Origin of the sequence: Gemmiger sp. An120 (genome assembly GCF_002160955.1) — a bacterium.
GTDB classification, from domain to species: Bacteria; Bacillota; Clostridia; order Oscillospirales; family Ruminococcaceae; genus Gemmiger_A; species Gemmiger_A avium.
In genome coordinates this window covers 14,240-29,531 of record NZ_NFLN01000028.1, presented here as the reverse complement: position 1 = coordinate 29,531, position 15,292 = coordinate 14,240, and the positions used below count along the sequence as shown (strand labels likewise).

The window sequence follows — 15,292 nt, the reverse complement described above, 5'->3', positions numbered from 1 at the left end:
GAGCCCGCAGATGTCCCGTCATGCAGCGAAGGGATGAGAAGGAGAGCGGTGGCCCGGGCAGAGCCCGGGGTGCCCGGAGGGCATTTATCCCGCACTCCGGAACAGCCCGCAGCGGGCGCGGAGAAAAACATAAAAAGGAGGATGAAACCAGATGGCAGATATTATCTTTTCCAAGGGCAGCGGCCTGAACGACAGCGTCTATGGCAAAAGCCAGGAGCCGATCCGGGCCGTGATCCAGAAGAGCGTGGAGAGCTTTGAGAGGGCCTCCATGATCGACAAGGTGTTCTACATGGACACCAGCCGCAACTTTGCGGAGAAGTACACCAGTGAAACCGCTCTGGGCGATTTCGAGGACGTGGGCGAGAACGGCGCCTATCCCAAGACCGGCATGCGGGAAGGCTACAGCAAGGTGATCGAGCCCACCACCTGGAAGTCCAGCTTTGAGGTGACCCAGGAGATGGTGGAGGATGCCAAGTACGGCAAGATCAAGAGCCGCGCCGGCATCTTTGCCACCAGCTACGCCCGTACCCGGGAGAAGTTCGCCGCCGGCATGCTGGCGGGCGGCGCGGGCGAATCCATCACCTTCGGCGGCCGGGTGTACTCCACCGCCTGTGCCGACGGCAAGCCGCTGTTTGCCGCCGACCATCCCAGCATCACCGGCCGCGGCGCGGCCCAGGCCAACCTGTTCAAGGCGGCGTTCAGCGTGGAGACCCTGGACGCGGTGCAGGAACGGATGCAGGGCTTTACCGACGACGACGGCAACCTGCTGGACGTGGCCCCCAACACCATCCTGATCCCCAACGTGGGCAGCCTGAAGCGTCAGGTGCTGGCCGCGGTGGGCAGCGATCTGGATCCCAATACCGCCAACAACGCCCTGAACTTCCAGGTGGGGCTGTGGAATGTGCTGGTCTGGAACTACCTGCCCAAGACCATCGGCGGCAAGCCCTACTTCATCCTGATGGACGCGGACTTCAAGGACAGCTACGAGTGTCTGCCCTGGGTGGATCGTCTGCCCCTGAGCGTACGCAGCGACATCGACCCCAACACCGACGCCAACGTGTTCAAGGGCCGTGCCCGGTTCGGCGCGGGCTTCAACAACTGGCGCTGCATCGCCCTGTGCGGTGAGGGGCTGTCCAGCGGCGTAAGTCTGGCGTAAACGCGGCCGCCGGCCCCACACAGGGGCCGGCGGTATTCAGAAAGGAGGCGAACGCCCGTGACATGGGGCGAAGTAAAACAGGCGGCCCTGCAAAAACTGTTTGCCGCCCGGGACGGGGTATCCACTACCCAGGCCAACCGGGAATACATGGAGGGAATGTCTCAGGCCGCCAACGAGGGGCTGGCGCTGCTCTGCGCCGAGAACCTGCCGCTGCGGCGGTGCTTTACCGTGACGGTGGAGGCCGCCGGCCCCCGCACGGTGCCGCTGGCGGACCTGGCGGCGGATTTCTGGCGGGCGGGGGAGCCGGAGGCCTATCGCCGGCGGGAGGACGGGCGGCTGGTTCCGGCCGGGGGCTTTGCCTTTGCGGCGGGACGGCTGCTGATCCCGGAAAGCTGGCGGGGCGAGTACGAAGTCTGGTACGATGCGGCCCCGCCCCGGCTGACGGATGCTACCCCTGACAGCGAGGAACTGCCGGTGGAGCAGCAGGCGGCGGTGATCCTGCCGCTGTATATGGCCAGCCAGCTGTACAAGGACGACGACAGCGCCCTGGCTACCGCCTACCGCAACGAGTTCGAGGCGGCCCGCGCCGCGCTGCGCCCGGTGAACTCCGGCGTGCGGGCCGAAAGCTGGGCCAGCCTGAACGGCTGGGCCTGATGGGAAAGGAGGCGGGCTGATGGCCTATTTTTCCGCGCCGGGAAGCCCGGCGCGCAGCGTGTTCAGGGTGGAGGAGTTTCTGGGGGTGGACTACACCAACAGCCCCGCCGGTGTGGATCCCCGCCGCAGCCCGGACGCGCCCAATATGATCCGGGATGTGCCCGGCAAGGTGCGCAAATGTATGGGCTGGCAGACGGTGGAACGGTACGAGGGCCGTATCAACGGGGCCCATTTCCGCCGGGGGGATACGCAAGGGCTGATCCATGCAGGCGGCGCGCTGTACCACGGGCAGGAGAAGCTGTACAGCGAGGCGAATGATGAGCGCAGCCGCAGCTGGCAGTTCGGCGAAAACCTGTATATCCTGGACGGCAAGGCGCTGCTGGTGTGGGATGGCGAGACGGTGCAGCCGGTAACGGCCGCGGCCCGGGTGCCGGTGCTGACCATTGCCCGGCCGCCCACCGGCGGCGGTACCCCTTACGAAGATCTGAACCTGCTGCAGCCAAAGTTTACTGAGCTGTTTGCGGGCACCGCCACCGATACCCGGTACCACATGACCTTTGGGGAACTGGACGAGACCGAGGTGCAGGTGCAGCTGATGCAGAGCGACGGCAGCTGGGTGGACAAGGCCGAGAATACCGACTTCACGGTGGATCGGGCTGCGGGCATCGTGACCTTTACCAAGGCACCGGGGGTGAGCCCGGTGACTGGTGAGGATAATGTGCGGATCACCGCCGCCCGCACAGTGGAGGGTTATGCCGACCGGGTTGGGCGGTGCCGTTTCGGGGCGCTGTTCGGGGTGAACGGCGCGGCTGACCGTATCTTTGCGGCGGGTAACCCGGACTTTATCAACTACGATTGGTTCTGTGGGCAGAACGACCCTACCTACTGGCCGGATACCGGCTACAGCGTGCTGGGCACCCCCCGCAGCGCCATTGTGGGCTACAGCGTGGTCAACGAGCGGCTGGCCGCCCACAAGGACGACAAGGAGGATGGGCGCAATGTGATCATACGGCAGGGCAACCTGGTGGATTCCAAGCCCAGTTTCCCCATCGTGAATACCCTGCAGGGGCAAGGGGCGCTGGCGCCGTTCAGTTTTGCCTATCTGGTGAACGAACCGCTGTTTTTGACCAAGAGCGGCGTGTACGCCATCACCGCCCAGGATCTGACCGGGGAGAAATACACCCAGAACCGCAGCTTCTACCTGAACGGGCGGCTGCTGGAGGAGCCCGGTCTGGAGGACGCCTTTGCGCTGGTCTACAAGGATATGTACTGGCTGGCGGTCAACGGGCAGGCCTACATTCTGGACGGGCTGCAGCCGCTGCAAACCGACCCGGCGGCCCCCTACGCCACCCGGCAGTACGCGGGATTCCACCGCACCCATCTGCCCGCCCGGGTGCTCTGGGAACAGGAGGGGGCGCTCTGGTTCGGCACCGGGGACGGACGGGTCTGCCGGTTTTACACCGACCCGGCGGTGCTCACCAGCTACAACGACGACGGCGAGCCCATCGCCTGCCACTGGGATACCCCCGATCTGAGCGGCAAGCAGTTTTATAAGAACAAGACCTTCCGCCGGGTGATGGTGCGGCTGTCCAGCGCGGTGGCCACCGGCCTGACCATCCGGATGCAGGAGCGGGGGATCTGGAAAGAACTGGGCAGCGATTACGTCAGCGCCCGGTATTTTGCCTGGGACAGGCTGGACTGGAGCCGCTTTTCCTGGAGCGGCGACCAGACACCACGTCTGCTGACAGCCCGGGTACGGCTGCGGCGGCTGAACAAATCCCGGCTGCGGCTGGAGAACGACCGGCTGAACGAACCGTTCGGACTCAGCGAACTGGCGGTGGAGTTTGCCGAGATGGGGGATTACCGGCGATGAGCGGGTCTGCCCGCGGAAAGGAGGACAAGCAATGGCGTTTACACGGATTACAGAGGACGATCTGCAGGGCAAGGGGGTAATTGGCCAGCCGGAGGTGCCGGGCCTTTCCACCCTGGAAATGCAGCAAAGCGTGGAACAAATCGTGCGGGAGGTGGCCATCCCGGGTATCAACCGGCTGGCGGAGGAACTGGAAGCGGCGACCGGTGCGGCGGGCATCGGGATGGAACGGCCCGCCGGCATGCCGGAAGAGGTGCCCGCCCATGTGCAGGGCATCACCGCTGCCCACATTGAAAACCGGGAGAACCCGCATGGAGTGACGGCGGCCCAGGTGGGGGCCTACACCCGGCAGGAGACCGACGCGGCCATTGACAACAAGGTGGTGGAGATCGGTGCCGGCGACATGGCCCGGGCGGTTTACGCTGCCAACGGGGAGCCCGGCGTGGTGGACGCGGCGGTACATGCGCGGGCAGCCGACGACGGGGTCAAGCTGTACACTCACACCCGCAGCGGCACGGTGCACGAGTTCACCGGCAGCGGGGCCAGCGGACGGGCTCTGATGACCGCCGACGTGCAGGAGGGGGATACCTTTTCGGTGAATGGTCAGCCGGTTACTGCCTGGATGGGGGCGGAGGATGCGGCTGCCATGATGGCAGGCCAACCCTACACCGGCCGGTGGGTGAGTTTTGTGACAGATGCGGAGGCAGGTACCCTAAATTTTGAGGGCGGCGGCGGCCTGGTGACGGTGACCGGGCTGGCCGCCGACAGGGTAACCGTTGGAACAACCGTTACTGTAAATCAAGGCGCAAAGACAGTGGAAAAAGTAGAGGGAACTGTCAACGGATATTTTGTGTACTTTACAAATTCCGGGTGCAAGGCAAGTTTCAGCGGAAAAACAGGCTCAGGCATTAACAGCGCTGCGTCAGGCGGGGTAACATCGGCGGGAGCCAACTTTGGGAACCGTGATGCGTTTAGTGTGTCAGGATCTATTGTCTGCCCGATTGACGGTGTGCTGACAAAATTTTCCGGCTGGTCCGGCGGAACCATCTATGTTAATGGAACCGGTGCAGATACCGGAACGCAAGTAAAGACGGGGGATGTTATAGGAGGCTATTTGAGCGGTGGTGCCGGAGGGCTTGGAGTGGCCGCTTTTATCACACCTGTCCAGTAAGGAGGAGGCGTTGCAAATGGAAAAAGCACTGGATATCTCCCGCTGGCAGGATACCCTGGACGCGGATGCGGCCCGGCGGGCGGGGATCACGACCATTCTTTGCCGGGCGGTATACGGCACCGGCAAGGATGCCCGGTGGGATCGGTTTGCCCCGGCGGTCAAAGCTGCCGGGCTGCGGCTGGGCGTTTATGGTTTTGCCACCTGGCATTATAAAAACATCAACAGCGGCAGTACCGGCGCGGCCCGGGCGGCCATGCTGGCCCAGACCGACGCCCTGATCGCCCTGGCCCTGGCCGCCGGAGCGGACAGCTGGGTGGCAGTGGATCAGGAACTGGAGGCCGGGCAGAGCATGGGCCTGGACCGGGCCGCCAACACCGCCCTGCTGACGGAAAGCTGCGAGCGTATCCGGGCGGCGGGGCTGCACCCCTGCGTGTACTGTTCCGCCGGATGGGCCGACGCCCGCATCGATACCGCCGCGCTGGAGGCGCCGCTGTGGATCGCCTGGTATTACAGCGATCCCGCCGATCCGGATTTCGGGGGCTGCACCCCTCTGGAATCCCTGCCCGGGAAATGGGGCGATTATCTGCGCGGGCTGGGGCGGCAGCTCTGCGCCTGGCAGTTCGGCCGCATCGGGTACGGCGGCCAATACGGCGTGGGCAGCGCCAACGTGGACAGGGACTGGATCTGCTACCAGCCCGGAGAGGAGGAAACACCCATGAAATTTGAACCGGTTGCCGGCAAGCAGCTGCGCTGCACCAGCGCGGAAAATCCGAAGTGTGAGACTTTTAACTCCCCGGACATCAACGACAGCCTGGGAGTGCTGGAGCTGGACGAAACCTATGCCGTTACCGCCCGGGGCGGCACCATGCAGCTGGCGGGCATGACCGGCACCTGGTATAAGATCATCGCCGACGGTGCGGAGGTCTTTTGCCTGGAACTTCCGGACGGCCGCTGCGTGGTAGAGGATGCCCCCGCCGCTGGGACCCCGGCTGTGGATCTGACCGAAGTGCTGGCCGCCCTGGCCCGCATTGAGAAAAACCAGTCGGCCCAGGGAAAGCAGCTCACCGCCCTGGGGGAGAAGATTACCGCCGCCGGGGCCGCCCTGGCCGGGGAGGGGGCCGCCGATGGCTGACTGGCTGATTGAGTACTGGGTGGTATGGGGTTTTGGCCTGCTGACAGCGGGTCTGGCCGCCCTGTGGCGGTACGCCCTGGCCCAGCACAAGCGGCAGAAAGCGCTGGAGACCGGTGTGCAGGCGTTGCTGCGGGACCGGATCATTTCAGCCTGCGACTATTACCAGAAAAAGCAGAGCATCTCGGTGCATGGGCGGGAAAACATCCAAAGCATGTACGCCGCCTACCATGCGCTGGGCGGCAACGGGGCGGTGACCGTCCTGGTACAGGATGCGGACGACCTGCCCACCCATTTTTGAAAGGAGGGAATCCATGAGACTGAATATTCCCGTGCGGCTGAAAAACCCGGTGTTCTGGGCGCAGCTGGGCCTGGCCGTGTTTACCCCGGTTCTGGCCTATTTCGGCCTGACCGGTGCGGACATCACCAGCTGGCCGGTACTGGGCGCCACGCTGCTGGCGGCGGTGCGCAACCCGTATGTGTGTGCGCTGGTGGCCGTGAGCGTGTGGAACGCAGTCAACGATCCCACCACCGCCGGTCTGGGGGACAGTGCCCGGGCCCTGAACTACAGCCGCCCCGCCTGACGGGGCAGAAAAAGGAGGAACGCCATGGCAGGCAAAACCTATCCTACCCCGGTCTGGGACGGCGAGGCGGGCGCACAAGCGCCCTCGACCATCATGAACCGGCCGATGGGGGTGGAGAGCAACAACAAGACAACCAGCAAGACAACCAGCAAGAAAAAGAATACCGGCAGCGGCACGGGCAGTTCCGCCGGGAGCCAATCCTCCGCCGCGGCCTCGGACGGATACGCGATCTATGTGGCCTATCTGCAGGAACTGCAGGCGCGGGAACAGGCGGCCCGGGATGCGGCCTACAACGCGGCCGCCGCCCAGCAGCGCGCCAATCTGGCGTATGCCCAGAATCAGGTGAACGCGGCTGCCGACCAGGCGCTGCAGGAGGCCTACATCAACCGGATGCTCAGCCTGCGGGGGCTGAACCAGCAGCTGAGCGCCCAGGGGCTGACCGGCGGCGCCGCCGAAAGCACCCTGGCCGGGCTGTACAACAATTATGGCAACGCCCGGGCCCAGCTGGAGAGTGAGCGGACCGCCCAGCAGGCCAGCCTGCTGAATACCTACCAGAACAACATGGCGCAGCTGGCGGCTGAACGGGCCGGCGGTGCGGCATCCGCTCTGCAGGAGCTGGTGCCCCAGCTGGCAAAACTGTACGCCTCCAACGGGCTGGATCTGCTCAGCCTGGTGCAGGGGGCCTCCTCCGCCAGCCGGACCACGGTACGGCGCACAGCGCGCACAGCCGGGGAAGAGGAGGACGAATCCTACACCACCGTGTAACGAAACACAGAAACCGGGCCACCCGCATACAGCGGGCGGCCCGGTTTTTTGCTTGCGGGGGGCAGGAAAAGGCCTTGTCAGGCCGACAGACCGTCGGCCCAGGCACAGATGGCTTTATAATAGCATTGGGCGGCCAGACGCACGCCGTCCTCGTCACCAAACAGATCCACATCGGCGGCGCTGGTCACGAAACACTGCTCCGCCAGTACCGCCGGGCAGCCGGCGTTTTCCAGGATGGAGAAGGTGGGCATGCCGGTTGCGGCTTCATCCCCTTTTTCCTTGATGATCCGGTTGTCCTTCTCATCAAAATATATGTACCGGATGCCGCCGTTGCCCCGCAGGGTGCCGCCGGCGGCCGAGATCTCGTTGCAGATCAGCTGGGCAAACCGCATGCTTTCCTCGTACTGGGCGGTACCGGGCACGCAGGGATAACATTCAAACCCGTGCACGTCCTGACCGCTGCCCTCCCAGCTGTTGCCGTGAATCGAAAGCAGCAGATCCGCCCCCTGACGGGCAGCCTCCTGACCCCGCTCGGTGGGGGTGGAGCGCACATCCCAATCCCGGCAGAGCACCACCGAGAACCGCTCGTCCTCTTCCAGCAGCTCGATCAGCGCCCGGGCGGTGGCTTCGGTCATTTCGGATTCCTTGACCACCCCTTCGGCCCCGATGTCGCTGCCGCCGTGGCCCGCGTCCACCGCGATGCGCAGGGTATTGTCCTCCACGGGGGCAGGCTTGTCCGCTATGGATTCCGGCGCGGCTGCGGCCGGCAGCTTTTCCGCCGCATGCAGCCCGGACACGATCAGCCCGGCCAGAGAGGTACAGGCCCACAGGCAGAGTGCCGCCGCGGCGGTGAGCACCAGGATCCGGCGGCGGCGCAGTTTACGCCGCCGGGCTGCCCGGCGGGGGGAGTAGTAGACGGTGCGCCGGACTTCCGGCGAACGAGTACCAGAATTCATGGGGGATCACCTCGACTTCTGTATATAAGCATAACGGATCAGAAGGCGCGGGGTATGCAAAAAGTTGTAACAAAATCGTAAATATTGCCGCCCGATGGCCTCAGCTTTCCATAAAAGCGGTGAGCCGGGCGCTGATTTCCCGGTAATAGTCCCGGTATTCGGGGGCCTCTTTTACCGGATCGCCCCAGTCGGTCAGTACCGCCGCGTAATAGGGATCGGGCGCATAGACGATGGCAATGTCGTGCAGAGCGCCGGTCCAGTTGCCGTACTTTTTGGCCATGGGCCAGTCGGTGATCAGAAACTCGTGCTGCGTGTTCAGAAAAGCCTGTTTCAGCGTTTCGGCCAGCGGGGTGCCGGTGGCAAAATAGTCGTCCATGGCTTTCAGTACCTGCATCGCGTCGCGGGCCGACAGGGTGCCGGTGATTTTGGTCTCGGAGCTCAGCGCCCGGGCTTTGTGAACCGGCGGAATATCCAGTTCTTCCAGAAAAGCGGCAAAGCCGCTTTCCCCGTCGGCGGGCCAGCGGGTGTACAGCGCCGCCGTGGCCTGGTTGTCGCTGCGGGCGATCATGGCGGTCAGCGCTTCGCGGGCGGTGCCGTCCCAGCCGCCCAGCGGCTGCTCCAGATCCAGTTCCCCGTTTTCTGTCCGGCGGCAGAGCCACAGGGCATAGGGGGCTTTCAGCAGGCTGGCGGCGTAGTATTGCTCGTCCTCGTTCCAGGCAACGGTCAGCCCGTCGGAAGGCCGCACCGCCAGCACCGATACCCGGCCGGGCAGCTGGGCCAGATAGTCTTCCAGCGCTTCGCGGGCATCCGTCTGCGCAGGCAGCCCACCTTCCGGCTCCAGGCGGGGCGGTTCCGAACGGTCGGAAACCGATGCGGGCGTATCGGCTGGCAGCTGCTGAGCGGGTTCGTCCAGGAACAGGGCATCCAGGGCGTTTTCGGCGGCAAAAGCGGCCCCCCGCGCCAGCAGCAGGCAGCAGACCAGCGCCAGCAGACCCTGCCGCAGCTGCCGGCGGCGACGGCGGCTGCGGCGGCGGGCCCGGGTGCGGGCGGCCCGGTAATCCGGCCGGGCGGATACAGACGGTTTCGGCATGGCTGCTCGCCTCACTTTCCGGTCTCAGGATACCGCCCGCGCCGCCACCAAGTATGCAACAGCCGGTAAAGAAACCGGCACAAACCGCAACGAATTTGTAAATGTTTTACCCGGTTTGACAAAGCTTGCAGGCGGGTGGTATAGTGATACGGAACGCGCTTTGACGCGCTGCTGTGGAGGAGGAAAGTAACCGTGCATTCGCTGATTCTGGTTCTGACCGCCATGATCTGGGGGGCGGCCTTTGTGGCCCAGAGCGTGGGGATGGACCATCTGGGGCCCCTTACCTTTAATATGGCCCGGTTCCTGATCGGGGGGCTGGTGCTGCTGCCGGCCATCCCGCTGCTGGACCGGCTGAGCCGCCGCACGCCGGACAAAAGCCCGGCTGCCCGCCGCACCCTGCTGAAGGGCGGTGTGCTCTGTGGCCTGGCGCTGGGGGTGGCGGCCACCGCCCAGCAGTTCGGGGTCAAGTACACCACCGTGGGCAAGGCAGGGTTCATCACTGCCCTGTATATTGTAATGGTGCCGCTGCTGGGGATGCTGGTGGGCCGCAAGCCCGCCGGGCGCATCTGGGGCAGCGTGGTGCTGGCGGTGGCCGGGCTGTACCTGCTGTGTATGGAGGGCAGCCTGCGGCTGGGCCTGGGGGATCTGCTGGTGCTGGGCTGCAGCGTTCTGTTTGCGGTGCATATCCTGATCATCGACCGGTTCAGCCCCCTGGTGGACGGGGTGCGGCTGAGCTGCATCCAGTTCTTTGTGGCCGCGGCGGTGTCCGCTGTGGGGATGCTGCTGTTTGAGCAGCCCAGCTGGTCCGCCCTTACCGCTGCCTGGGCCCCGGTGCTCTACGCGGGTGTGCTGTCCAGCGGGGTGGGGTACACCCTGCAGGTGGTGGGCCAGAAAGGCATGGACCCCACCGTGGCCAGCCTGCTGCTGAGCCTGGAAAGCGTGTTCAGCGTGCTGGCGGGCTGGGTGCTGCTGCACCAGAGCATGAACCTGCGGGAACTGGCCGGCTGCGCGCTGATGTTCGGCGGCATCCTGCTGGCCCAGCTGCCCGCCAAACGGACAGAGACCTCTGCCTGAAACAAAAGCAAAACCGGCCCGGCCAGGGCCGGTTTTTTCGTTTGCATTCCGCGGCGCCGGGTGGTATACTGGCCCTGTACTGTATCCCCCCAGGGGAACAATAACACCGGCGCCGCCTTTTGCGGCGCGCAACAAAAGGAGAATCTCTATGAAAAAGCAGTCTCTGCACGGCACCCCGGGCGCGGGCACCCGGGACATGGTTCAGGTAGCACTCTTCGCTGCACTGATCGTTGCCCTGGCCTTTTTGCCCTTTATCGGGTATATCCCGCTGGGCTTTACCAAGGCCACTACCATTCACATTCCCGTGATCATCGGCTCCATCCTGCTGGGCCCCCAAAAGGGCGCGGTGCTGGGCGGGGTGTTCGGGCTTACCAGCCTGATCAACAACACCCTGTATCCCACCGCCACCAGCTTTGTGTTCTCGCCCTTTTATTCGGCGGGCGCCTTTAAGGGCGGATGGGCCAGCCTGATCATCTGTTTTGTGCCCCGTATCCTGGTGGGGGTCACCCCCTGGCTGGTCTGGCATCTGCTGGAGCCCCGCCTGGGCAAAAGCCGCACCGGCCGTCTGTTCAGCCTGGGGCTGGCGGGCTTTGCCGGGGCGCTTACCAACACCCTGCTGGTGATGAACGGCATCTTTCTGTTCTTCGGCGATGCCTGGGCTGCCGCCCAGGACAAGGCCGGCCAGTTTGTCTACGGGCTGATCCTGGGGGTCATCGGGATCAACGGCGTGCCCGAGGCGCTGGTTGCCGCTGTGCTTACCGCCTTTGTGGCAAGCGCGCTGCTGCGGGCCGGGGTAAACGGCCCGGCCAAACGATAAGGAGGAACACCCCATGATCCTGGCCATCGACATCGGAAACACCAACATTGTACTGGGCTGCCTGGAGCGGGAGGACGACGTGACCTTTGTGGAGCGCCTGTCCACCGACCGGGGCCGCACCGTGCTGGAATACGCCATCAGCATCAAGAATGTGCTGGAGCTGTACAACATCGAACCCCGCCGGCTGGAGGGGGCCATCATCTCCTCGGTGGTGCCGCCCATCACCCGCATCGTGCGGGAGGCGGTGTACAAGATCACCGGCTGTCAGGCGCTGGTGGTGGGCCCCGGCCTGCGCACCGGCCTGCACATCCTGATGGACAATCCCGCCCAGGTGGGCAGCGACCTGGTGGTGGACGCGGTGGCTGCCATCCACGAGCATCCGGCGCCGCTGGTGGTCATCGACATGGGCACCGCCACCACCCTGTCGGTGGTGGACAAGGACAAAAACTACATCGGCGGCATGATCGTGCCGGGAATGCGCGGGTCGCTGGATTCGCTGGTCAGCCGGGCGGCCCAGCTGTCCAACATCGACCTGGAACCGCCCCGCCGCCTGATCGGCAAGAACACCGCCGAATGCATGAAAAGCGGCCTTGTCCACGGCAACGCCGCCCTGCTGGACGGCCTGATCGACCGGATCGAGGCGGAACTGGGCCAGCCGGTCACGGTGGTGGCCACCGGGGGCCTGGCCCCGCTGGTGGTGCCCTTCTGCCGCAAGAAGATCACAGTGGACGACGCGCTGCTGCTGAAAGGCATGCTCATCCTCTACCGCAAAAACCAGGAGGAGCCCCGCCGCCGCTGATGGCATACCGAATAAAACCGGGCGCGCTGCACAAAACGCAGCGCGCCCGGTTTTTACCAGTGGAAATACCCCTCGTTGGTGTTGGCGCCGGAACGGCCCATCTCGGCGTGACGCAGCACCACCTGGCGGCCGTCGTCGCTCTCGTAGGTGGCGGTGTCATAGCCCCGGTTTACCAGCTGCCAGCGGCTGTTGCTCCCGTCGTAGATGATGTTGGGCACCCGCTGCAGCGGGGTGCGGTCATCCTCCTGCCGGGGCATGGCGGGCGCGGAGTCGTCCGCGCTCAGGCCCCGGAAGAAGCTCAGCCCCACAACGCCCACCAGAATCGCGATGGGCAAAGCGATCACCAGGCCGATGGCCTTGCCCAGCAGCTCCGGGCTGAAGTTGAACAGCAGCCAGATCACCGCATGCCCGGCCTCCAGTGCCAGCAGCCCCTTGCCCCGGAACTCCTTTACCGTGGCGGCGATGAAGGTCCACACCACGCCGATCACGGTGAAAAAGACCGCAAACGCCATAAAGTCGTTGCCGTCGCCCACCAGTACGCCGATCAGGGTCAGCGCATAGGGCATTACGATAGAAAACATACGATTCTCTCCTCATTTGCAGATTTTCGGGTGTTTACCCGTTACAGAGTTCGCACGGTCTGGCGGATCGGGGACAGGAAAGCACAAAAAAATCCCCGCCCTCGAAAAAGAGGGCGGGGATGCGTTGTATCCGGGTTACTGCGCGGCGCGTTTTTTGTCCGCGTTGCGGGAGACCAGCAGCACGCCGATCACCAGCACGGCACCCACCGGCAGGCAGATCCAGGGGCTGCGCACAAAGCCGGCCAGCACGTAGGTCACAAAGCTGATGGCCGCTACCGTCATGGCGTAGGGCAGCTGGGTGGACACGTGGTTCACGTGGTCGCACCGGGCGCCCGCGCTGGCCATGATGGTGGTGTCCGAGATGGGGCTGCAGTGGTCGCCGCACACAGCGCCCGCCATGCAGGCGGAGATGGCGATGATCATCAGGCCCGGGTCGGTCTCGGAGAAGGCCTCCACCACGATGGGGATCAGGATGCCGAAGGTGCCCCAGCTGGTGCCGGTGGCAAAGGCCAGGCCGCAGCCCACCAGGAAGATCACCGCAGGCAGCAGGTTCACCATCGCGCCGGTGCTCTGGCGTACCAGGGCGTCCACGAACACGTCCGCGCCCAGGCTGTCGGTCATGGCCTTCAGGGTCCAGGCAAAGGTCAGGATCAGGATGGCGGGCACCATCGCCTTGAAGCCTTCCGGCAGGCACTCCATGCAGGCCTTGAAGTTCAGCACACGGCGCACCGCGTAGAACACAATGGTGAACGCCAGCGCAAACACGCTGCCCAGCACCAGGCCCAGGCTGGCGTTGCTCTGGGAGAAGGCGGTGACAAAATCGGTGCCGGAGAAGAACCCGCCGGTGTAGATCATGCCGATGATGCAGCAGACGATCAGCACCAGCACCGGCAGCACCAGGTCGGCCACGCCGCCCTTGGAGGAAACGGAACCGGTCTCGTCCTCCTGGCGCTGGCCGCTGGTGAACAGATCCCCGTTGCGGGCGTTCCACTCGTGGCGGGCCATGGGGCCGTAGTCGGTGTTCAGCACCGCCAGGCCCAGCATCATCAGGATGGTCAGCAGGGCGTAGAAGTTGTAGGGAATGGCCTGGATGAACAGCTCCAGACCGTTGGCCCCCTCCACAAAGCCGGTCACCGCGGCGGCCCAGCTGGAGATGGGGGCGATGATGCACACCGGCGCGGCGGTGGCGTCGATCAGGTAGGCCAGCTTGGCCCGGGAGATCTGGTGCTTGTCGGTCACCGGACGCATCACGCTGCCCACCGTCAGGCAGTTGAAGTAGTCGTCCACAAAGATCAGCACGCCCAGGGCGATGGTGGCCAGCTGCGCACCCACCCGGGTGCGGATGCGGGTGGAGGCCCATTTGCCGAAAGCCGCCGAGCCGCCCGCCTTGTTCATCATGCAGACCATGGCGCCCAGAATTACCAGAAAGATCAGAATGCCCACATTGGACACATCGCTGAGCACCGACATCATGCCGTCCTCAAAGATGTGCAGCACGGTGCCCTCAAACTGGAAGTTCGAGTAGAACAGACCGCCCACCAGGATGCCGATAAACAGGCTGCTGTAGGCCTCCTTGGTGATCAGGGCCAGCACGATGGCCACCAGCGGCGGCACCAGCGACCAGGCGGTGGCGTACAGAGCGGGCTGGCCGTCCGCGGCCGCCTCCCCGGCGGCGAACACGGCGGGACAGAGCACCAGCGCCGCGGCCAGCACGGCCAGCGCCGCAAACGCCGGCTTGCGAAGTTGTTTCATCCGAGATACCCCTTTCAAAACCTTGTGCGGGAGAGAAACAAAAAACGCCGTGCGGGCATCCCCCGTTCGGGGAACGCGCGCACGGCGGCACAGGCACACAACGTACCGGACCGGACCGATGATAGCGCTCCACGAGGGGTTCGTGACAGTCCGGCGCATCTTCTGCGACGGCCCAGAATCCGGCGGCCGGCAAGCCTCCGTTTTCTTCGGCGGGGATCCCTTTCCCCTGCGGCGGCCTTGCCGGGCCGGTGCCGCAGGCTACTCATGAGCCCCGCGCCTCTACCAATCTGTCAGCCCGCCCGCCAAACGGCAGGCGGCGTCTTTTCTTGTCGTACAAGGGCGGTTTTATCATATTTTCCGCCGCTTGTCAACCCGTTTTGCTTTACAAATTGCCCAAAAGGCAAAAAATGGCTTTTTTCGGCTTATTCTTCCGCCGCGGCCAGGTGACCGGTCTGGTCGATCTCCTCCAGCATGGCCACCCGGCGGGCGTGACGGCCGCCCTCAAATTCCGCGTCCAGCCAGCTCTCCAGGATCATCTTGGCCATCTCGATGCCGATCACCCGCGCGCCGAAGGTCAGCACGTTGGCGTTGTTGTGGCAGCGGGCCATCTTGGCGGAGTAGGGCTCGCTGCAGGTGCACACCCGCACCCCCTTCACCTTGGCGGCGGCCATGCCGATGCCCAGCCCGGTGCCGCAGATCAGCACCGCGAAATCCGCCTGGCCGTCGGCCACCATCTTCGCGCCCCGGTAGCCGATCACCGGATAGTCGCAGGGGGGCGCGTCCACCCCGATGTTCACCACCGTGTGGCCCTTTTCTTCCAGCCAGGCCTGCAGGGCCTGCTTCATTTCGATGGCAACATGGTCATTGCCAATCACGATCTTCATAGTATATCTC

The 15,292-nt window shown here is 64.7% G+C and carries 16 protein-coding genes and 1 riboswitch; of the genes, 11 read left to right on the top strand and 5 right to left on the bottom strand.

The window, feature by feature from the left end; genetic code table 11:
* Positions 1–151 precede the first annotated feature (151 nt).
* The 8 genes from B5E65_RS14835 to B5E65_RS14800 are packed head-to-tail and all read left to right on the top strand — an operon-like array spanning position 152 to position 7,329.
* Positions 152–1,156 (top strand): phage major capsid protein, encoded by a 1,005-nt coding sequence (locus B5E65_RS14835; RefSeq protein ID WP_087172540.1) that lies wholly within the window; start codon positions 152–154, stop codon positions 1,154–1,156.
* 57 nt (positions 1,157–1,213) lie between these two features.
* On the top strand, positions 1,214–1,810 hold the full coding sequence (locus B5E65_RS14830) for a phage adaptor protein (protein WP_087172539.1): 597 nt from the start codon (positions 1,214–1,216) through the stop codon (positions 1,808–1,810).
* Positions 1,811–1,829: 19 nt separating this feature from the next.
* Complete coding sequence (locus B5E65_RS14825) at positions 1,830–3,683, top strand: hypothetical protein (protein WP_087172538.1); 1,854 nt, start codon at positions 1,830–1,832, stop codon at positions 3,681–3,683.
* Positions 3,684–3,714: 31 nt separating this feature from the next.
* Positions 3,715–4,851, top strand: a complete 1,137-nt coding sequence (locus B5E65_RS14820) for a hypothetical protein (protein ID WP_087172537.1) — start codon at positions 3,715–3,717, stop codon at positions 4,849–4,851.
* A gap of 16 nt (positions 4,852–4,867) precedes the next feature.
* Complete coding sequence (locus B5E65_RS14815) at positions 4,868–5,983, top strand: GH25 family lysozyme (RefSeq protein WP_087172536.1); 1,116 nt, start codon at positions 4,868–4,870, stop codon at positions 5,981–5,983.
* Positions 5,976–6,281, top strand: coding sequence for a hypothetical protein (locus B5E65_RS14810; RefSeq protein ID WP_087172535.1), 306 nt, complete (start codon positions 5,976–5,978; stop codon positions 6,279–6,281). The genes B5E65_RS14815 and B5E65_RS14810 overlap by 8 nt, the downstream gene beginning before the upstream one ends.
* 13 nt (positions 6,282–6,294) lie before the next feature.
* Positions 6,295–6,564: a phage holin family protein gene (locus tag B5E65_RS14805; RefSeq protein ID WP_164488818.1), complete on the top strand. Its 270-nt coding sequence runs from the start codon at positions 6,295–6,297 to the stop codon at positions 6,562–6,564.
* 24 nt (positions 6,565–6,588) lie between these two features.
* Positions 6,589–7,329, top strand: coding sequence for a hypothetical protein (locus B5E65_RS14800; RefSeq protein WP_087172534.1), 741 nt, complete (start codon positions 6,589–6,591; stop codon positions 7,327–7,329).
* A 77-nt stretch (positions 7,330–7,406) separates the two neighbouring features.
* Here B5E65_RS14800 and B5E65_RS14795 read toward each other — a convergent pair whose 3' ends face one another.
* Together B5E65_RS14795 and B5E65_RS14790 are read right to left on the bottom strand one after the other, a co-directional pair.
* Entirely contained in the window at positions 7,407–8,285 is an 879-nt protein-coding gene (locus B5E65_RS14795) for an N-acetylmuramoyl-L-alanine amidase (RefSeq protein ID WP_087172533.1), read from the bottom strand.
* A gap of 100 nt (positions 8,286–8,385) precedes the next feature.
* Positions 8,386–9,375, bottom strand: coding sequence for a serine hydrolase (locus B5E65_RS14790; protein ID WP_087172532.1), 990 nt, complete (start codon positions 9,373–9,375; stop codon positions 8,386–8,388).
* Between the two features lie 192 nt (positions 9,376–9,567).
* On the opposite strand from B5E65_RS14790, the gene B5E65_RS14785 reads away from it, so the two are divergent.
* The 3 genes from B5E65_RS14785 (at position 9,568) to B5E65_RS14775 (ending at position 12,065) form a co-directional block, all read left to right on the top strand.
* Positions 9,568–10,449, top strand: a complete 882-nt coding sequence (locus B5E65_RS14785; protein ID WP_275532884.1) for a DMT family transporter — start codon at positions 9,568–9,570, stop codon at positions 10,447–10,449.
* 148 nt (positions 10,450–10,597) lie between these two features.
* Positions 10,598–11,266 (top strand): ECF transporter S component, encoded by a 669-nt coding sequence (locus B5E65_RS14780; RefSeq protein WP_242957574.1) that lies wholly within the window; start codon positions 10,598–10,600, stop codon positions 11,264–11,266.
* Between the two features lie 13 nt (positions 11,267–11,279).
* Entirely contained in the window at positions 11,280–12,065 is a 786-nt protein-coding gene (locus B5E65_RS14775; protein ID WP_087172531.1) for a type III pantothenate kinase, read from the top strand.
* 53 nt (positions 12,066–12,118) lie between these two features.
* Here B5E65_RS14775 and B5E65_RS14770 read toward each other — a convergent pair whose 3' ends face one another.
* From B5E65_RS14770 to rpiB, 3 genes are all read right to left on the bottom strand, one after another.
* Positions 12,119–12,646 carry a hypothetical protein gene (locus B5E65_RS14770; RefSeq protein WP_087172530.1) on the bottom strand — a complete coding sequence of 176 codons (528 nt, stop codon included), beginning with the start codon at positions 12,644–12,646 and terminating at the stop codon, positions 12,119–12,121.
* Between the two features lie 135 nt (positions 12,647–12,781).
* Positions 12,782–14,398: a Na+/H+ antiporter NhaC family protein gene (locus tag B5E65_RS14765; protein WP_087172529.1), complete on the bottom strand. Its 1,617-nt coding sequence runs from the start codon at positions 14,396–14,398 to the stop codon at positions 12,782–12,784.
* A 114-nt stretch (positions 14,399–14,512) separates the two neighbouring features.
* A riboswitch (Lysine riboswitch) is annotated at positions 14,513–14,688 on the bottom strand.
* A gap of 132 nt (positions 14,689–14,820) precedes the next feature.
* Entirely contained in the window at positions 14,821–15,282 is a 462-nt protein-coding gene (rpiB, locus tag B5E65_RS14760; RefSeq protein ID WP_087172528.1) for a ribose 5-phosphate isomerase B, read from the bottom strand.
* Between the last annotated feature and the right edge of the window lie 10 nt (positions 15,283–15,292).